The organism is Labilibaculum sp. DW002 (assembly GCF_029029525.1).
Lineage (GTDB): Bacteria > Bacteroidota > Bacteroidia > Bacteroidales > Marinifilaceae > Paralabilibaculum > Paralabilibaculum antarcticum.
This window is the reverse complement of sequence record NZ_JAKJSC010000001.1, coordinates 459080-480002: the sequence shown is the minus strand read 5'-3', so window position 1 is coordinate 480002 and position 20923 is coordinate 459080. Positions and strand designations below refer to the sequence as shown.

The window sequence follows — 20923 nt, the reverse complement described above, 5'->3', positions numbered from 1 at the left end:
TTAATTAAAGTTTAGAAATAATGAGTATTGGCAGAATAGGATTGATTATAGGAATGATTTTTACTTTGTTCTCATGTGTAGAAACAGAAAATGCTAAAATTCAAGCAGGAGAAATTTTTAAGGATACAGACGGAAATCCAATAAATGCACATGGAGGAGGAATTCTTTTGCATGAAGGAACCTATTATTGGTATGGTGAAATAAAACAAGGAGAAACTTGGCGCGTGCCTTATTTAGAATGGGAGTGCTACAGGTGTAAGGCTGGAGGTGTTAATTGTTATTCATCGAAAGATTTGGTAAACTGGAAGAATGAAGGGGTAGCATTAACAGCTGTGAAGGCTGATACAACTCATGATTTACATACATCTAAAGTAATTGAGAGACCTAAAGTTATCTACAACGATAAAACACAAAAGTTTGTTATGTGGATGCACATTGACTCAGAGGATTATCAGTATGCCAGAGCGGGTGTTGCCATTAGTGATAATCCACAAGGGCCTTACACGTACATACAAAGCATGCGCCCCAATGGAGCTATGAGTAGAGACTTGACTCTTTTTAAGGATGAAGATGGAAAAGCTTATCATTTTTATTCTTCGGAGAATAATAAAACCATGCATGTCAGCTTATTGAATGATGAATATACGGCACCATCAGGTACATTTAAACGAATTTTAGAAATGGAATCGCGTGAAGCACCAGCAGTTTGGAAGCATGAAGGGAAATATTATATGATATCATCGGGTTGTACTGGCTGGTCGCCTAACCCTGCTCAAATATCCATTTGTGATTCTGTTATGGGCAATTGGAAAACTGTTTACGATCCTTGTGTTGGGCAGAATTCAAAGAAAACTTATTTCTCGCAAAGTACTTACGTCTTGCCAAATCCAAATAGGAAAGGTGAGTATATCTATATGGGAGATAGATGGAACAAAACCAATTTGGAAGATTCTCGATATGTATGGCTCCCCTTAACATTTGAAAATGGAAAAGCAAAAATCGAATGGCAGAAGGAATGGAGTATTGATTAAATGAAATCAGGCAAATTCCTTTAAAGATAATTCTTGAGACTGATTTATTCAGTCTCCGAATATTCGTACAAAACAAAAAGATAGAAAATGAATTTTCAACATTCAATACTGATTGGTTTTGCAATGCTTGCCTTAATGACAAGTGCTTGTAAACAGAAAAAAAATAATACCCAGTTAGAAAAGCCTAATGTAATTGTTATCCTAGCTGATGATGCAGGCTATGCCGATTTCGGTTTTATGGGAAGTTCAGATCTGGAAACCCCAAATATCGATAAACTGGCTAGTGCTGGAGTTATTTTTACTGATGCTCATGTGTCAGCTACTGTTTGTAGTCCGTCCAGAGCGGGCCTGCTTACAGGTAGATATCAACAAAGATTTGGGCATGAATGCAATATCCCACCTCACAATTTGGGTATGGATACTAGTGAAGTAAGCATTGCCTCTGCTATGAAACTACAGGGCTATCAAACAGCGGGATTTGGGAAATGGCATTTAGGAGAAAAGGCACAATATCAACCTAATCAGCGTGGGTTCGATGAATTTTATGGATTCCTAGAAGGAGGCCGATCTTATTTCCCACATAAAATGAATGATCGACCGGGTGATCCACACGAGATCCAACACAATGGCAAGCATGTTGAATTTACAGGGTATTTAACTGACGTGCTTGGAGATAAGGCTGTTGAATATATTGATGCACAAAAGGAGAATCCATTCTTCGTTTATCTTTCTTTTAACGCAGTGCATACACCAATGCATGCTACCAAAGAGGATTTGAAAAGATATGAAGGCCATGCACGTCAGGATTTAGCAGCTATGACCTGGGCTATGGATAGAGCCATTGGCAAGGTCGTAGCTAAATTAAAGAAGGAAAATCTGTATGAAAATACACTCATCTTTTTCTTAAGCGATAATGGTGGTGCTCATAATAATCAATCATCCTGTTTACCCTTAAAGGGATGGAAAGGGAACAAATTTGAAGGAGGACATCGTGTGCCTTTTGTGATGACATGGCCCAAAGAAATTAAGGCTGGTCAAAGCTACGATGGCTTGACTTCATCATTAGATATTTTTGCCACATCAATAGCAGTTGCTGGACAGGAGAAATCTCCAGGGAAAGTATTGGATGGAACTAATCTATTGCCTTATATTACTCAGAATATAGAAGGAGAACCTCACAAGCAGTTGTTTTGGCGCAAAGAAGGTATGGCAGCAGTTCGCGATGGCAAATGGAAGTTGATCAGAGTAGATGGCTATGGTTATCGACTTTATAATTTGGGTGAAGATCTTGGAGAGACCAAAGATTTGCATGAAAATGAAATTGTACAGTACCAGAAAATGATACTTGCCCTTGAAGACTGGGAGAAAGGACTGATGACTCCTTTGTGGACAGAAGATAAAGACTGGAATCAGGTGACCTTTGAAATTCACAAAGCTTTGATGGAAAACAGGAAATCCTTAATTAATTCACCTTCTGATTTACAAAGTACCATTCACAACTAAAAAATGAGAAGACAGATGCGAATAAGTATACAGATTATATTACTTGTTTTACTAATTGTTTCAGGATCAGAAATAATGGCTGAAACCTACTATGTGAATGCAAAAACGGGGAATGATGCTAACTCAGGGGCCCAGATTCATTCCCCCTTTAAAAGCCTGAATAGCTTGGGTTCTCTAAAATTATCTCAAGGAGATAGTCTATTGCTAGCTTCAGATTGTACTTTTTATGGATCGCTGGAATTAAAGAATGTTCATGGCAATCAGCAAAAGCCAATTGTGATAACAAGCTATCAATCCGGTAATGATATTAACGATCATAAGGCAGAGATTGACGCCAAAGGCTGTTTGAATGGGATTCTATTGGAGAATTGCAGTTTTATCGAACTTGAAAATATTAAAATCACAGCAAATGGAGGCTTTTCTTCACCTTATAGAAAGCAGAAGAAACAAATGCGATGTGGCGTTCTTGTGAAACTGAGTAAAAGTGGAAATTACAAACACATCTACCTTAATAATCTACTTGTGGTTGATGTGTTTTACGAAGAAAAAGGATTTGTAAGAGGAGCCAAAGAAGTGAAAACCGCAAACGGATCACAGAATTATGGCTGGGGAATCCGCTTTATTACTGCAATCGACGGAGCTTTCGTGGAGGATATTAAAATTGAAGACTGTCTCGTTAAAAATGTGGCTCATACTGGGATTAAGTTTACAGGGAATTCCATAAATTATAGTCTTCGAAATATCAGTATTCAAAATAATAAAGTATTGGAAACAGGAGGTCCTGGAATTCAAATGTCGGGTGTGAAAAATGTAATTGTCCGAAACAATAAGGTGAACCGATCAGGAAGTCATGATGATACCAGAAAATGGGGACGAGGAAGCGGTTTATGGACATGGGGGTCCAAAGATATATTGATTGAAAAGAATCACTTTTTAAATGCAAAGGGACCTGGTGACTCTGCCGGTGCACATATCGATTATAATTGTAACAATGTAGTTTTGCAATACAATTTCACCGCCAACAATGCAGGTGGCTTTTGTGAAATACTTGGGAATAATTACAATTGTGCCTATCGCTATAATATTAGTGTGAATGATGGTTATCGTATAAAAGGAAAGAACGGCGCTTTTCAGGAAGGTAAACTGTTTTGGCTGAGTGGTTATAATGGCAAGAGAAAGAGACGAGGACCTTACAATTCCTATTTCTACAACAATACAATGTATGTGAAGCAGGACATTCTGACAAAAATTGCCATCGATAAGGCTGCCTCGGGTGTTTTGATTGCCAACAACATTTTTTTTATAGAAGGAAAATCGAAGGCAGTTTTAGGTGATCAATACAATCCTGAAAAGGAGGGTGAAACGACTATTAAAAACCTGATTTTTCAGAATAATCTATTCCTGAGAAATAACAATTGGCCAAAGGAACTACCGATACAAGATGATCGAGCAATCATTGGGAATCCTGATTTTGCTAATGTAGGTGGAGACAAAATAGTGGATTATATGCCTCTTAATTCAAATTTGATTAAAAACAAAGGAATTGAGATACATAAAATCCCTAGTGACAGCATTGGTTTATCAATTGGATTACAGCTAAAACATGATATTTTAGGTAATAGAATTGAAGGTCTTCCTGACATGGGTGCCATAGAATTAAAATAATTGTATTAGATATGATGCATAGAAACATAAATAGTTTCCTGATAACAGGATTGATCTTGTTTGCAGGATGTTTGCCTAACACAAAACCGTTAAAAGCACAACAGAAACCAAATATTATTGTAATTCTTACCGACGATCAAGGATATGGTGATGTTGGGTTCAATGGCTGTACGGATATACCAACTCCAAATATTGACAGAATTGCTAAAAATGGTGTGAAATTTACCAATGCTTACGTTACTTATGCCGTTTGCGGACCAAGTAGAGCGGGAATTATTACAGGACGTTATCAAGACCGTTTTGGTTTTGGGCGTAATCCATTATGTACTCCTAAAGATAGTTTACAAGGTTTACCATTGTCGGAAGAAACCATTGCCAAAGCACTTTCTAAATCTGGATATACTAGTATCGCACTGGGGAAATGGCATCTTGGAGCTCATAAATTTCAATATCCATTAAAGAGAGGTTTTGATGAATTTTATGGTTTTTTAAGCGGCGGGCATAAATATTTCCCAGACGAATGGACCTTAAATGATGTAAGTGAAATAGAAGCTCAGTTTGATGCTTACAATACCCGTTTGATGCGGGACAATGGCAGAGTTGATGAAAAAGAATACCTAACAGATGCTTTAAGTCGTGAAGCAGTCTCCTTTATTGAACGTAAGGCCGATAAGCCCTTTTTTATGTATTTAGCATATAATGCACCTCATACGCCTTTACAAGCAACGGAGAAATATTTGAAGCGATTTTCGCATATCAACAACAAGAAGAGAAAAGTCTATGCTGCCATGGTGAGTGCTGTGGACGATGGTGTTGGAAGGGTTTTGGATAAGTTAGAGGAATTGGGAATTAATGAAAATACGATTGTTTTCTTTTTGTCGGATAATGGGGGGCCAGAACATCATAATGCATCAGGAAATGGTGAATTGAGAGATGGGAAAGGCAGTTTGTACGAAGGAGGAATTCATGTGCCATTTGCCGTTCAATGGCCAAAAGAAATCCCCGCAGGGGCAGTATATCACAATCCGGTAAGTTCACTCGATATTTTTGCTACAGCTGTAGTCTATGCGAAAGCAAGCCCGAAAAACAAGCTTGATGGGGTTAATTTGCTACCATATGTAAATGGAGAGAAAAAAGGACAACCTCATGAACAATTGTTTTGGCGTAAATATGATCAGAAGGCGTATGCTACCAGATGTGGAGATCACAAATTGGTAAGATATAAATCAGTCACAGATGAAATCTACAACTTGGATGAGGATATAAGTGAAAAGAATTCACTTGCCTTAAGTGATGAGAATTATTATTCTGATCTGAAGTCAGGATATCAATCTTGGGAAGATGAAATGAAAGATCCTGTCTTTTTAGGTTTAATGAGGGGAAAAGAGTACAATAAACTTCACCCTGAAAGATTTAAAATGGTCAGTCCTTTTAAAGTGGATACACGTGGTGCACAAGTGCCTGAAGGCTATGAATTGCTTTGGGCAGAAGAGTTTGATCAGGATGGAAAACCAAATTCAGAAAAATGGTCTTACGAAGCAGGCTTTGTCAGAAATAATGAATTGCAATGGTATCAATCAGCCAATGCAAATGTACGCGATGGGGCACTCGTAATTGAAGGTAGAAAGGAACAGGTAAAGAACCCTGAATACAAAAGGAAAAGTAAGAATTGGCGAGTAAATAGAAAGCAAGCGGAATATACTTCTTCGAGTATCAAGACAAAAGATAAATTCAGTTTCCAGTATGGCGTATTGGAAGTGAGAGCCAAAATTGATACTCGTATGGGCATGTGGCCAGCCATATGGACATTAGGAGTAGATCAGAAATGGCCAGCCAATGGTGAGATCGATTTAATGGAATTCTACCGTCACGAAGGGAAGGCCAAGATATTTGCCAATGCTGCTTGGGCCAATGCCGAAAATAATGCGGTTTGGGATTCCGAGAAGATAGTTTTCCAGAAGTTCACCGAAAAAGAAAAAGACTGGGCAGATAAGTTTCACATATGGAAAATGGACTGGACTGAAGAGTATATTCGAATTTATTTAGATGATAAATTGTTGAATGAGATAGATTTGAGTAAAACAATAAATTCCGATGGTTTTAATCCATTTCATCAGGAACATTACATTCTGCTTAACTTGGCTATTGGAGCAAATGGAGGAGATCCTTCGGAAACTAATTTTCCTAGGGAATATACAGTTGATTACGTGAGAGTATATCAGAAAAAATAAAATAATTAATAAAAGTGGAGTGTCTAGAATATGGAACAAGGCAAGCTTGGCTAAGCTTTTCAATTTTAGACACTCTTTTTCCTTTATAGAAATAAATGTAAGTATATGCACAAAATTTTAAAGCAAGGCTACTCCATTATATTGATTTTATTGATCTCTCTTAACGGAAGTGCCCAAAAATCAAACGACTGGGAAAATCCTTTAGTTACAGGAATTAATAAGTTACAAGCACGAGCTACTATGTATTCTTATAATTCAAATAAAGATGCATTAAAATGTGACAGGGCTTATTCTGATAGAGTTTTTTCATTGAATGGTGAATGGAATTTTTCTTTTACGGATAATCCAGAGCAAGCAAGCAATGACTTTTATAAGGAAGATGTTCAGGGTTGGTGTAAGATACAAGTGCCCTCAAACTGGGAATTAAACGGGTATGGTACAGCAATTTATACTAACGTTATATACCCTTTTAAGGTTAAACCTCCTTTTATCAGTTCGGATGATAACCCAGTTGGTTGTTATCAGCGAAATTTTGAACTATCGGAGAAGTGGGATGGTATGAATGTTAAATTGCATTTTGGTGGGGTTAGTTCTGCCTTTTATGTTTGGCTTAATGGAAAGTTTGTCGGTTACAGTCAGGGAAGCCGTTTGCCTTCCGAATTTGATATCACCGCTCAATTGAAAAAAGGAAAAAACAATATTTCTGTAAAAGTTTATCGTTGGTGTGATGGTTCTTATTTGGAAGATCAAGATCATTGGAGATTAAGTGGAATTCATAGGGAAGTTCTATTATTGGCAGAACCAAGGTTGCATATCAACGATTTTTTTGTTCAAACAAAGCTTGATGAAGATTACAAAGATGCGAATCTTGAAATTAGACCAGAAATTTATTGGGATGGAACAACGGATTTGAAAGGGACAAAGCTAGAAGCAATGCTTTATGATAATAAACAACATCCTGTTTTTGAATCGCCACTTGAAATTTCTGTAGAAAAAATTGTAAAAGAAAAGTATCCTCGATTGGACAATGTGAAGTTTGCATTGTTAGAGAAGAAAATCTTGAATCCTTTGAAATGGACCGCAGAAACACCAAATCTATATACCTTGGTATTTGCACTAAAAGATGCAAAGGGAAGTTTGTTAGAGGCTAAGAGCATGCGTATTGGATTTCGATCGGTAGAAACATCTCCGGAAGGGGAATTGCTGGTAAATGGGAAATCTATTCTGCTTTATGGCGTCAATCGTCACGATCATCATCCCATTCGAGGTAAAGCACTAACAAGGAAAGATATTGAAGAGGAAATTATACTGATGAAACAGTTTAATATCAATGCTATTCGGACTTGTCATTATCCTAACGATCCTTATTTTTATGAGTTGTGCGATAAATATGGAATATATGTTATGGATGAAGCCAACTTGGAAACTCATGGAGTAGGAGGCTTACTTTCCAATAATCCGGAATGGACACATGCCCACATGGAGAGAGCTATTCGAATGGTTGAACGAGACAAAAATCATCCTTCTATAATATTTTGGTCGCTTGGAAATGAATCGGGAAGAGGTCCTAATCATGCCGCAATGGCGAGTTGGATTCGAGATTTTGACATTACCCGTTTGGTGCATTATGAACCAGCCCAAGGAAATCATCATTCGAAAAAATACATTGCTCCAGGACAGCCGAACTATCCTCATAATGATGATCGTCTTGCCAATCCAAGAGATTTGGATTATGTCGACATTGTAGGACGATTTTATCCTTCACCTACATCGGCTTTGAAAATTGCTAAGCAAAATGGAGATAATCGTCCTGTTGTTTTTAGTGAGTACGCTCATTCTATGGGAAACTCAACAGGTAATTTCAAAGAGTTTTGGGAAGCTTTTAGAAGTCATAAGCGACTAGTTGGTGGTTTTATATGGGACTGGAGAGATCAAGGCATTCTAAAGCAAAATGAAAAAGGAGAAGAATTCTTTGCTTATGGTGGCGATTTTGGTGACAAAATTAATTCCAATAATTTTTGTATTAATGGAGTTGTAGATCCGAATCTGAATCCACATCCTGCCCTTTGGGAGGTTAAGAAAGCTTTTCAGCCAATTGAAATTAGCTGGAGCAAAGAGAAAATAAATACAATTGTAGTAGAGAACAGACAATTTTTTGTTTCTCTTGATCAATATCAACTGAAATATAAAATTCTAGAAGATGGTGAGATTCTAAAATCAGCAGACTTGGAATTGAAAAATATCTTACCTGGTGAATCTCAGAAAATTTATTTGCAAATTAATGAGCCTAAAAACAAGCTTGAAGGAGCGGAGTATTTCATTCAATTTTCATTGGTTTTGAAAGAGAATACAGATTGGGCTAAAGCCGGCCACGAAATTGCTTCAGAGCAACTTCCTTTAATATGGAAAAGGAAAAAGATTAAAAATCTAAACGCTGAGAAATTGTCAATGCTAACTGCTGAGTCAAATGAAAATATTCTGAAACTAAGATCTGATAAATTCTCAGTAGTATTTGACAAGGAAACAGGTGCACTAACTTCTTACCTTTTTAGAGGTGTTGAATTGATTAATTCACCTTCTTTTCTACCTGAATTCTGGCGTCCACAAACCGATAACGATAAAAGAGGTGCCAGAACTCATGAAAGTATGAAAGTTTGGAAAGAAGCATCTCAAGTGAGAGTACTCCAAAGTCTGGATGTGAAAAAAGTTAGTGATAGTGAATCATTAGTATCTGTGAGCTTTCTGTTAGCAGATGGAAAAGCGAGATGGAAGGCTGACTACCATGTTTTTGGGAATGGATTTATTCATCTTGATATCAAATTGAACGCAGATGTTAATCTTCCCAATCTTCCGCGTCTGGGGCAATCTTTGGAGATGCCTGACTCATTTCAAAGCATTAAATGGTTAGGCCATGGTCCATTTGAGAATTATTGCGATAGAAATTCAGCAACTTATATCGGTTTATATCAAAAGGAATTAGATGATTTTATGGAGGATTATGTGTTCCCTCAAGAAAATGCCAACCGTACCGGAATATGCTGGATGAGTATTAGGAATAGTGAAGGATATGGATTGCAGATTCTTGGTAGTCAAAAATTGAATATGAGTGCACGTTCATGGACTTGGCAACAAATAGAAAAAGCTGCACACCCATATCAGTTACCACAAAATAATTTTATTAAAGTGCAGATAGATGGACTACATATGGGAGTTGGAGGAAACGATTCCTGGAGTAAAAATGCCGCGCCGATTAAAAAATACAGAATTCCAGCAGATAATTATGGGTATTCTTTCTGGTTAAAGCCATTAGATTCAAAAGGAATAGAGGATAGAAAGAGTATAAAAAGGTAATATCCAAAAACATAACTAACTATTAATTTCTAATAAAATGGGAAAATTTATTAAGCTACTATTACCAGTTATAATAATAGGGTTGCTTGTAGCATGCCAATCTGGAAATAAACAGAAAGCAGCAACAGAAAAGAAACCAAACATTGTGATAATATATCTTGATGATCTGGGATATGGAGATCTTAGTTCTTATGGAGCAACAGAATTAGTGACACCAAATATTGATGCTTTGGCAAATGGAGGTGTTCGATTCACCAATGCTTATGCAACTTCCTCTACTTGCACTCCAAGTAGATATGGATTGCTTACTGGTGAATATCCTTGGCGGAATAAAAATGCTAAAATATTACCGGGAAGTGCACCCTTGTTAATCGATACTTCTCAGATGACAATTCCAAAAATGCTAAAATCACAAGGCTACCATACTGGAATTGTAGGAAAATGGCATCTTGGTTTGGGAACTGGAGATGTGGATTGGAACCAGCGTGTTGTTCCTGGGCCTAACGAACTTGGTTTTGATGATGCATATATTATGGCTGCAACACAAGATCGTGTACCAACGGTCTATATCAATAATGGTTATGTCGATAATCTGGATCCAAATGATCCTATTGAGATAAGCTATAAGCAGAATTTCGAAGGAGAGCCAACTGGAAAGGAAAATCCAGAATTACTAAGTTTGAAATGGCACCATGGGCATAACAATAGTATTATAAATGGCATTCCACGTATTGGATTTATGAAAGGTGGTGAAACAGCTAAGTGGAGTGACGTGGATATGGCGGATCATTTTCTTGGAAAAGCACAGGAATATTTAAAAGCACATAAAAATGAACCCTTCTTTCTTTATTATGCCATGCAACAACCTCATGTTCCCCGTACGCCACATCCTCGATTTGAAGGGAAATCAGGCATGGGACCTCGTGGAGATGTGATCTTAGAGGCAGACTGGTGTATTGGAGAGTTTATGAAAACTTTAAGAGAAGAAGAATTGTTAGAAAATACATTGATTGTATTTACGAGTGATAATGGTCCTGTTTTGAATGATGGTTACCACGATGATGCTGTTGAAAAAAATGGTGTTCATACACCTTCAGGCACACTTAGGGGTGGAAAATATAGTCTGTTTGAAGCGGGAACACGTGTGCCATTTATTACCTTTTGGAAAGGTGAAATTGAGCCAAGAGTATCGGATGCATTGATTTGTCAAATAGATCTGATTTCTTCAATAGCTGCCTTAGTGGATATTGAAATGAGAGGTCCGGATAGTGAAAATATATTGAATACTTTTATTGGAGAGCATAACGTCGGTAGAGAAGAATTGATAATTGAAGCAACAAGCCGAACTGCATTTAGGAAAGGGGACTGGATAATGATTCCACCATATAAAGGGCCAGCAGTAAATAAGTATGTGAATATCGAATTAGGAAACTCTTTAAAATATCAATTGTATAATTTGAAAGAGGATATCGGGCAAAAGAATAATTTAGCCGATTCTAATAAAGAGAAGTTGAATGAAATGATTGTTCGTTTTGAAGCGGTGCGAGGAAAAGACTATTCGAACATCGAAAAAATAGAATTAAAGTAACAATGCTGACTCATTCACATCTAAATTGATATAATTGGCCTTTACCGCGTCTTATATGCTGTAAAGGCTTTTGTAATTTATAAGAGTTTTTTATTCTATAAACAAGATTAATATTCCTGATAATGGATATACCCAATAGATATTAATGACTGTTAGTTATGGACTAAGAGTTGGTAGCCATAAGTTTTGTTTCAGTGAAAAATGTAAACTATGTGCAGTAAAATACGATACAAAAAAGAGACAAAAATAATCTGTATGATTTTTTTGTCTCTTTTTTCATGTGAAATAATAATGATATAAGCTTCTATAGTTTAGTTATATATGTGATGTTATGCGGAATGGAAAGCTTGTGGTAATATATTTTTATTTGTTAATAATGGAAACGCAATTATCAACAATTCAGTTAGTTAAGTTGGTTACTTGCCGATACAGAAAATGCAAGTGGTAATAAACTAGAATGTTATGTGATTTAAGTACAAATAAGTGGCAAGGTGTTTACCTAATTAGGTTATAGATAAAGCTTTAAATGTAATTTGTTGTAAAATGATTTATTGAAATATATGTTTACCAAATTTCATGTGTTAAAGTTAAGTAAATCACATTAAAAAAACTAAAATATTATTTAGGAGTTAGCACTTATTATTTAAAATTGAACATTGGAATTGTAACAAAATATAGTACCTAAAGATTAGGTCGCTAATTTATAATAAGCTCTTAATTCAATTTCTTTTTCTAAAGGTGTTTTATATCCCAAACTGGAGTGTATTCTTTAATATTATGGCAATTTTCAAAACAATTATATGTATGAGTAAATGATTTAAATTATCTCCGTCATAATAATAGATGCCGAATTGAGGAATTAGAGGATGAGTTTGATTTGTTGACGGAACAATCATCTTAATAGAAATTTTTGAAAATATGAACATTAATAAGCCAATGACTCTTCAATTAATAAGCAAAAAATGTCCTCTCCATAAAGCATTTGATAATATTCTCTATGTTTGAAAAACATCCTAATTTCAATTAATTCTAAGTTAAAAAGCATAAATGGTTTTGTTATTGAAATATGGCCTGATAAGACTATATTAGTGCTCCAGTTTTTAATAGAATCTTGAATAATACCTTTAGCCTGTGTATCGATTCGTTACTTTTATTTGCATCTTATTTATCTCATTATCGGTTTACTCAGCGGATATTGACAGTCTGCTATATAAAAGTGTAAGCACTCCTATGGGAGAGGATAGAAATGTTATTTATGATAAAATAATCGACTATTATTACGAAAATGACACCTCTAAGATTTTATCAATAATTAATAAGGCTGAAAGTAAGGCAGTAAAAAATCAGAATAAGGAAACCATTTACAAATATCGATATAAACGAGCAAAATACTATTCTTTTATTGAGAACCATACTAAAGCGATTTCTGAATTTTCATCCTTACTGAATTTGGATCTAAGTATAACAAAAAGAGCCAAAATTTATGGGAAAATTGGTCGTGAATACGAAAAGTTATACGAGTATAGTATAGCTGTAGAATACCTTGAGAAGTCTAATGAACATTATAAATTAAGCAAATCTATTTCTAAAATAGCTCTCAATAAAATTCGAATTGCTTCTATCTACAAAACAATTTGTAACTACTCTATGGCTGTAGAGTATGCATTAGCAAGCCTGACCTTATTGGAACAAAACGAAGGCTCTGATAAAGATTTGGCTAGGGTTTACAATACATTAGGTTCCGTCTATAAATACCAGAAGCACTATAAAAAGGCATTAGCTTATTATATAAAATCGCTCGATATTTATAAAAAGAATGATAATACACGATCCATCGCTTCCTCATATAATTATATTGGTATTATCTATAATAATTTGGAAGAATATGATATTGCACTCGATTATTATATGAAGAGTGTTGAGATTAAAAAGAATTACGCAGCATCAAGAACTTCATTATCGACTCAGTATAATAATATTGCAATGGTGTATGCTAAAATTAATCAATTTGATAAAGCACATGCCTATATTCAAAAGAGTTTAAGTTTGTTGGATGAAAATAAGGATTCTAAAGAGTTTTGTTCAAAGTATAATACGCTGGCATTCATCTATTACAGGAATAAGGAATATGGTTCTGCCGAGTATTATTATAAAAAAGCTTTGGATCTGTCAAAGCAATTAGGAATACTAATTGATATCAATAGTAATTATCATTATTTATATAAGATTGCTGAGCAGAATGGTAAGCATAAAAAAGCTTTGGACTACTTTAAGCTTTATAAAGAAACCAGCGATAGCCTTTTCAATATCAGTCAGGCCAGAAGAATTGTAAATATCGAAAGTTCTTATAAAGTAGATAAACAATTAAAAGATAGAGAAATTGCCTTGCAGAAAGCCAGAAATTCTAATGTAATGATGCTTTCATCCTTGCTCATTTCGATTGTTGTCTTAGTATTCTTACTTGTTCTTATATCAATGCGAAATAAGAAGAATAAGTTGCGACAAGAAAAAATGAATCTTGAAAAACATATTCTGGAAGAAAATCTTATTTGTCAGAAAAAGGAATTAACAAGCACAATGATTAGTCTTAGAGAAAAAAGTAACTTTATGGATGAGGTGGCTTCTGAGTTTAAATCTGCTCTAAACTTGTCTCCTAACAAAAGAGAAAAAGCTGTTCGGGATGTTGTTAAAAATATTGAGTTGAATAAGAATAATTCGATATTTGATGAATTGGATTATCGATTCGAGCAGTTAAATAGTGACTTCTTTAAAAGTTTAACGGCTACTTTTCCCAATCTAACTAATAATGAGCGAAAATTGATCGCTTTTTTAAAGTTGGATTTAAATACTAAAGAAATATCTTTTATTACCAAACAGACACCTCATAGTATTAATGTGGCACGAACACGTCTGCGTAAAAAGCTGGGTATTGCTAATAAGGATATTAGTTTTGCGGAGTTTTTTAATGATTTTAGTAAATCGTAGACAATTACTACTTCTAATTATTGAATGAACCTCTTCTCATTACGTTTCCCTAAGTGTATTTTGTCTTTAATCTGAAGATTGTAAACCTACTGTTTTGTACTTATAAAATATTACGAATATTCTGCTATTAGACTGATAGTTCCTAGATCAATTTAAAGGGTTTGGTGAATCTTGTTACTCTTAGTTTTTCTCCCCTAATTTTCTATTATTCCCATTTGAACCTTGCTTATTTGTAGAATTCACCAACTATTAGTCTATAATAGTTCATAAAACGCACAATTGTCTAGTGTGTTGTATTCTAGTGTTATAAGTTGGTGTGTATGTATTTTGTATCATAGGAAAAAAGAACTGTATTAAGCTTGTGTGTCTTGTTTTTTTTCTTCCTCAAAAAAAATGAGCAATACTTACTGTGTAAATCAAAACTAACCCTTTTACTAATCTAAAAATACACGAGTATGCTTATGAAAAAGAGGAATTTTGTAATTCTCAGAATGGCACTTTTAAGTGTCTTCTTTACATTCTTTTTTGCGCAAGTAAATGCCCAAGATCGAATAATAACTGGAAATGTGATTGCTGCCCAAGATGGTTTATCACTACCAGGAGTGTCTGTTGTTGTTAAAGGAACAACCAATGGCGCTTCAACAGATATCGATGGAAACTATTCCATAAAACTAAATACATCTGGTGGTGTCTTGGTATTTTCTTCTATAGGAATGAAAACACAGGAGATAATAATTGGTCGTTCTAATGTTATTAATGTGAGCCTGGAAATTGACTCTAAAGATTTAGATGAAGTGATGATTGTTGCATATGGAACAACAAAGAAGACTTCATTCACAGGGTCGGCAGCAACTGTCAAAACAAAGGATATTAGTCGTATTCCTGTTAGTTCTTTCGAAAAATCACTTACAGGCCTGGTTTCTGGCCTGTCGGTTAGTAATTCGAGTGGACAGCCAGGTTCTTCAACATCAGTTAGAATTCGTGGTATGGGATCGTTTTCTGCAGGAAACAACCCACTGTATGTTATCGATGGTATTCCTGTTTCTTCAAGCGATATGTCGACTCTTAATCCTGGTGATATTGAGGCATTAACTGTTCTTAAAGATGCTGCCGCTGCTTCATTATATGGTTCTCGAGCTGCCAATGGTGTTATCCTGATTACTACCAAACAAGGTAAGGCTGGAAAAGCTAAATTTAATCTTAAGGCTTCGATGGGATTTTCAGACTTTGCTACAGATAATTTTGAAAATGTGAATGGTGAAGATTATTTAACTCTGCTTAATGAATCTATGGTAAACGCAGGTATGGATGCAGACGAAATTGCTGACGAATTGGAAGATAATGGATGGGAAGAACCTGCCGGAGGTTTCGTCGATTGGAAAGATGAATTGTTTCGAACAGGGGTTACTAAAAATCTGGAATTTTCTGCTTCAGGAGGTAATAAGAAGACGAAGTTTTATATCTCAGCAAATGTTTTCGATCAAACTGGTATTGCAGAATATTCAGATCTAACAAGGTATACAGGGCGAATTAATTTGACACATAATGTGAATGATAAATTTCGAATAGGTGTTAATATGGTTAATGCCAAAACAATTCGGAATTATCAATCTGGAGGTAGTTCCTATTCTAATCCATTTTATTTTCTTTCACGTAAAGCGTGGCCTACAGAAACGCCTTACGACGAGAATGGCGAATTAAGAGAAGTCTTGCATGGGAATTCATATAATATCGTCCGCGAATATGAATTAAATGAGCAAAGCACAGAGATATACAGAAGTACAACTTCAGCATGGGCGGAATATGAACTTACAGAAGGTTTAACAGCAAAAACAACAGCTTATTACGACTGGATTAATAACGATGAACTTGATTATTCATCTCCTAATTCTCGTGCAGGAAGAAAATCACATGGTTCTATGGAGAATACGAATAGAAAAAGAATCATGGCAACTTCCTCGTCTATTCTAACTTACGATAAAACATTCTCAGAAAAACATCATATAAATGTACTTGCAGGTTTCGAAGTTGAAAGTAGTAAAAGCTCATATTATAGAGCTTATGGTAAGAATATTCCGAGTGAAGAAATTAAGGTTCTTAGTACAGCTTCTGACCCTGCTGGTGTGAGTGGTTCAGAATCTGAGAAAAGACTGATCTCTTACTTGTCACGATTTAATTACGATTATGCCAACAAATACTATTTATCAACAAGTATTCGTCGTGATGGAAGTTCGAAATTGGGAACAAATGAGCGTTGGGCTAACTTTTGGTCGCTATCGGGATCTTATCGATTAAGCGAAGAAGAGTTTATGAAGAACTTAACTTTTATTGATAATTTAAAGTTAAGAGCTTCGTATGGAACAAGTGGAAACTTACCTTCTTCTTATTATGGCTACCAGCAATTGTATTCTTATACAGGATCATACAATTCTGTTCCTGCAGGGATTGATTCTCAGTACGAAAATCAGGATCTAACTTGGGAGAAGAACCATAATTTAAGCCTTGCTGCTGAGTTTAGTTTCTTGACTAAATTTTCAGGTTCAGTTGAATATTTTAAACGTAAAACATCGGATTTGTTAGTTAGTGTCCCTATTTCTAGAGTTACTGGTTTTGGCAGTACAATGCAAAATATTGGGGAAATGGAGAACAAAGGTTTTGAAATTGAGTTAAGGTCTGAAAATATTAACACAGATAATTTCAGGTGGGCTACCAGTTTCAATATCACTCATGTGAAAAATAAGGTAGTTAAACTTTATAATAATGAGCCAATTTCGGGTACAACCTCAATTAAGATTGAAGGACAGCCTTATTATACTTTTTATCTAAAACCATGGGCTGGGGTTAATGTTGATAATGGAAAACCTCAATGGTATGTTGTCGACGAAGAAGGTAATTATGAATATGAAACAAATGCTGATGGGAAAGAGGTTAAAAAAATAACCAATGACTACGGAGATACCAATCAGATGATTGCAGGAAGCCCTGATCCTGACTTTTTTGGTGGATTAACCAATACACTTTCGTATAAGGGCTTGGAGCTATCCTTCCTATTTAATTTTGCTGTTGGCGGTAAAATTTGGTACTCATCAGGTTATAAATCATGGAGAGACGGAGCTAGCTCAACTTCTTATTCATTCCAGAAAGATCAGTTAGACAGATGGCAGAAGCCAGGTGATGTCGCTGCTCACCCACAAAGAATATGGGATAGAGATGATGATTCAGCAGCTTATTCAACGCGATTTTTATTTGACAATGATTTTATAAGACTTAAGAATATTTCATTAGCCTATAGTTTTCCGAAATCGCTTACTAATAAAGCTAAGCTAAGTTCTCTAAAAGTTTATCTGCAAGCTACAAATCTTTTGACTTGGTCAGAACAAGATTTGTGTGATCCGGAGCAAGCGTATAGTGGAAGAACAACATTCGAAATACCTAATACCAAAACCATAACCTTTGGTGTAGAGTTGGGTTTTTAAATGATAAAGCTTAATAATTTAAAGTAAATAAAATGATAAAAATGAAAAACATATATATAATAGCATTTAGTTTTGTGTTGTTGCTTTCATCATGTTCAGAAGATTATCTTGATCTGGACTCGAGCACATCGCAGAGTATGGATGCAGTAAATACACTTGATGATGTAGAGATGCTTTTGCATGGAGCCTACAATATATTATCGGATAATGATTATTACAATAATGGTTATTTAGCTAGAAGTGACGTTCGGGCTGATGATATGCTAAGTTTATCTTCATCCAGATTAGGAACTGAAAACAGGTATCAATATACACCTGAGAAATGTACCTCAGGAATGTGGTCAGTACCTTATACTGCAATTCGCCAGGCAAACAGAGTTTTGAATCACCTTGAAGCTATTGAAGCTGTTTCAGAATCGGATGTGACAATGAAAAATAGCATGAAAGGGCAAGCCCTAACTATTCGCGCACTTGCTCATTTTGATCTTTGTAGAATGTTTGGTCTTCCTTATTCTCACAATGGTGGTAGCTCTCTAGGTGTACCTATTATTACCACGATTCTTGATTGGGATGCTAAAAAAGAAAGAAACACGGTTAAAGAAGTTTACGAGCAAGTAATAAATGATCTCACTATTGCTATTCCTTTAATGGATACTGAGGTGACTGATGGTTATATCAATCATTGGGCAGCAAAAACTATTTTGGCCAGAGTTTACCTTTATAAAGAAGACAATGCTTTAGCGTATTCTACTGCTAAAGACATTATCGATAATAGCCCATATGAATTGGTATCTCGCGATAAGTATGTTGATTCATGGGCTGACGATTACACATCAGAATCTATTTTTTCTATTTCGAATACTCTGACCGATAATGGAGGACTTGAATCTATAGGTAATTATGCTGATCCTGATGGGTATTATATTTTTGCTGCGACAAAGAAGTTAACTTTAATATTCGACGATGCTGATATTCGTAAAGAGCTTTTGTATGACGATTACAGAACTTACAAATACGATGTTCAAGGTAGAGTGCTTAAGTTTCCCGGGAAAGGAAATACTAAAGACAAAATTGTAGCTGCATGGGAAGAAGGGAAAACCCTTTCTAATCCGTCATATACAAGTAATACGCCTGTTTTTAGACTTTCTGAACTTTATCTTATCGCTGCCGAAGCTGCAATTAAGGAAGCTGATCCTGTTAATGCAACTTTGTATTTGAATAAAATTGTTGAGCGTGCTGACCCTACAGCAACGGTTGCTGAAGCTGATATTGATTTGGATAGAATATTACTTGAAAGAAGAAAAGAATTTGTTTCAGAAGGGCATCGTTTCTTTGATTTGACAAGAAATAAGTTGAATATTGACAGACCCAGGTTGACTAAGAGGCAAAGCTCAAGTGTTCCAAAATTTATTGATTGGAACTATTACAAGATAGTTTATCCAATTCCTATTTCAGAAAGAAATGCGAATCCAAATTTGATTCAAAACCCAGATTATTAGTCGCATATTATTGTTGATGCTACAGTAAACAATTTTTGAAACTTATGTATATTAGTTAGTTGGTTATGAGGCTGTTTGAGACTTGTTTTTGAGCAGCCTCTTTTTGTAATCTTAAATCAAGAAAAGTGAAAAAAACACCATATATATTTCTATTATTAGCACTTGCCTTTGTCATGTGTACCAAATCAGAAAATTCAGCAGGTGATAAGCTATTTGAGCTTATTGCGAAAGGCAATTTAGAACAATTTAAAGCTGCTGTAGATGCTTCAAGCGATTTAAATACGACTAATTCTTCAGGTTATTCTTTATTGAATTATTCGATAAAGGAGAAAGAATCCTCAATAGCTCTTTTCTTAATTGAGAGTGGTGCCGATGTTAATGCAATGAGTACCACTAAGTCCTCGAAATCACCTTTGATGTACGCAGTTAAATACAAGCAGCTGGAGGTTCTCAAACTTTTGATAGAGAAGGGGGCTAACTTGGATGTGAAAAATCCTGATGGTCATGATGTCTTGTATTATGCGAATAAATATGCTGATAGAGAAGTAATGTCCATATTAGCTGATCATATTACTTTATACGATGGTGTTGATGGACCTTATATATTTTATTCAGACGAGAAAGTAGAATCTGTATCCGTCAATATTAAACATGAACTTGTTCGTGAAGATATGTCTGGAAAATCTGAATTTGATGTTGAATTACCAGAACCATACAAAACCTTTAAAGTTCAATTAAAAGGAAAGCACGAAAGAGAAGAAGCCATTTATCCAATAGCTGAAAAAGTGTTGGTTGTTGCTGATATAGAGGGAGATATAAGTGCCTTTGTAGATCTGCTAAAGTCTAATCATGTTATTGATGAAGATTATAAATGGATTTTTGGGAATGGACATCTTGTTCTCAATGGTGATTTTGTAGACCGCGGAAACTACGTAACACAGGTTTTGTGGCTAATCTATAAGCTCGAATCTGAAGCTGAAAACGCAGGAGGTAAGGTCCATTTTATTATTGGAAATCATGAAGATATGCTATTACGTGGCAATTGGAAATACACACAACAGAAGTATAAGGCAATTGCAAGTTCTTTGGCTATTGGGTATAAGGATTTATATGGTAATGGTACCGAGCTTGGGAAATGGTTGAGAACAAAAAAATTAATAGCAAAGGTCGGAGATTGTATTTTTGTTCATGCTGGTTTGAGCAAAGAACTGTTGGATAAAAACTTATCTGTTGAAGAGTTAAATAATACAGCGATTCCTTATATTGGAACTGATAGAGATGTGCGTGCAGGTATTGAATTGATTGATTTTCTGTATGGAAGAATGGGACTTCTTTGGTATCGAGGTATGGTGGTTGATTATAAAGATTATCTTAAGATCTCAAGTCAAAACTTAGATGCACTATTAGATTTCTATAAAGCCCAAAGAATAATTGTAGGACATAATGTTGTTGATGAGGTTTCATTTGATTTTGGTGGTCGAGTTGTAAGAGTTGATGTTGATCATCATGAGGAGGCACAGGCCTTATTAATAGTAAATGGTGAAACTTTTTATCGAGTAGATGATAAAGGACAAAAAGAAAAACTGTAAAAAAA

At 35.3% G+C, this 20923-nt stretch carries 10 protein-coding genes; all 10 read left to right on the top strand.

The features are described 5' to 3' along the window. Positions 1-20 precede the first annotated feature (20 nt). On the top strand, positions 21-1031 hold the full coding sequence (locus L3049_RS01900; RefSeq protein ID WP_275108083.1) for a glycoside hydrolase family 43 protein: 1011 nt from the start codon (positions 21-23) through the stop codon (positions 1029-1031). An 87-nt stretch (positions 1032-1118) separates the two neighbouring features. Next, positions 1119-2534, top strand: coding sequence for a sulfatase-like hydrolase/transferase (locus L3049_RS01895; RefSeq protein ID WP_275108082.1), 1416 nt, complete (start codon positions 1119-1121; stop codon positions 2532-2534). A 15-nt stretch (positions 2535-2549) separates the two neighbouring features. Further along, complete coding sequence (locus L3049_RS01890) at positions 2550-4199, top strand: right-handed parallel beta-helix repeat-containing protein (RefSeq protein ID WP_275108081.1); 1650 nt, start codon at positions 2550-2552, stop codon at positions 4197-4199. A gap of 11 nt (positions 4200-4210) precedes the next feature. Further along, a complete protein-coding gene (locus tag L3049_RS01885; protein WP_275108080.1) occupies positions 4211-6430 on the top strand; it encodes a sulfatase-like hydrolase/transferase in 2220 nt (739 codons plus the stop codon). Positions 6431-6535: 105 nt separating this feature from the next. Continuing rightward, positions 6536-9781: a glycoside hydrolase family 2 TIM barrel-domain containing protein gene (locus L3049_RS01880; RefSeq protein WP_275108079.1), complete on the top strand. Its 3246-nt coding sequence runs from the start codon at positions 6536-6538 to the stop codon at positions 9779-9781. Between the two features lie 37 nt (positions 9782-9818). Beyond that, positions 9819-11369 (top strand): sulfatase family protein, encoded by a 1551-nt coding sequence (locus tag L3049_RS01875; protein WP_275108078.1) that lies wholly within the window; start codon positions 9819-9821, stop codon positions 11367-11369. Positions 11370-12599: 1230 nt separating this feature from the next. Next, positions 12600-14354: a tetratricopeptide repeat protein gene (locus L3049_RS01870; RefSeq protein ID WP_275108077.1), complete on the top strand. Its 1755-nt coding sequence runs from the start codon at positions 12600-12602 to the stop codon at positions 14352-14354. A gap of 461 nt (positions 14355-14815) precedes the next feature. Next, the gene (locus tag L3049_RS01865; RefSeq protein WP_275108076.1) at positions 14816-17830 is read left to right on the top strand and encodes a SusC/RagA family TonB-linked outer membrane protein; all 3015 of its coding nucleotides are present in this window, start codon (positions 14816-14818) and stop codon (positions 17828-17830) included. A gap of 41 nt (positions 17831-17871) precedes the next feature. Continuing rightward, a complete protein-coding gene (locus L3049_RS01860; RefSeq protein ID WP_275108075.1) occupies positions 17872-19329 on the top strand; it encodes a RagB/SusD family nutrient uptake outer membrane protein in 1458 nt (485 codons plus the stop codon). A 125-nt stretch (positions 19330-19454) separates the two neighbouring features. Continuing rightward, entirely contained in the window at positions 19455-20918 is a 1464-nt protein-coding gene (locus tag L3049_RS01855) for an ankyrin repeat domain-containing protein (RefSeq protein WP_275108074.1), read from the top strand. Positions 20919-20923 lie beyond the last annotated feature (5 nt).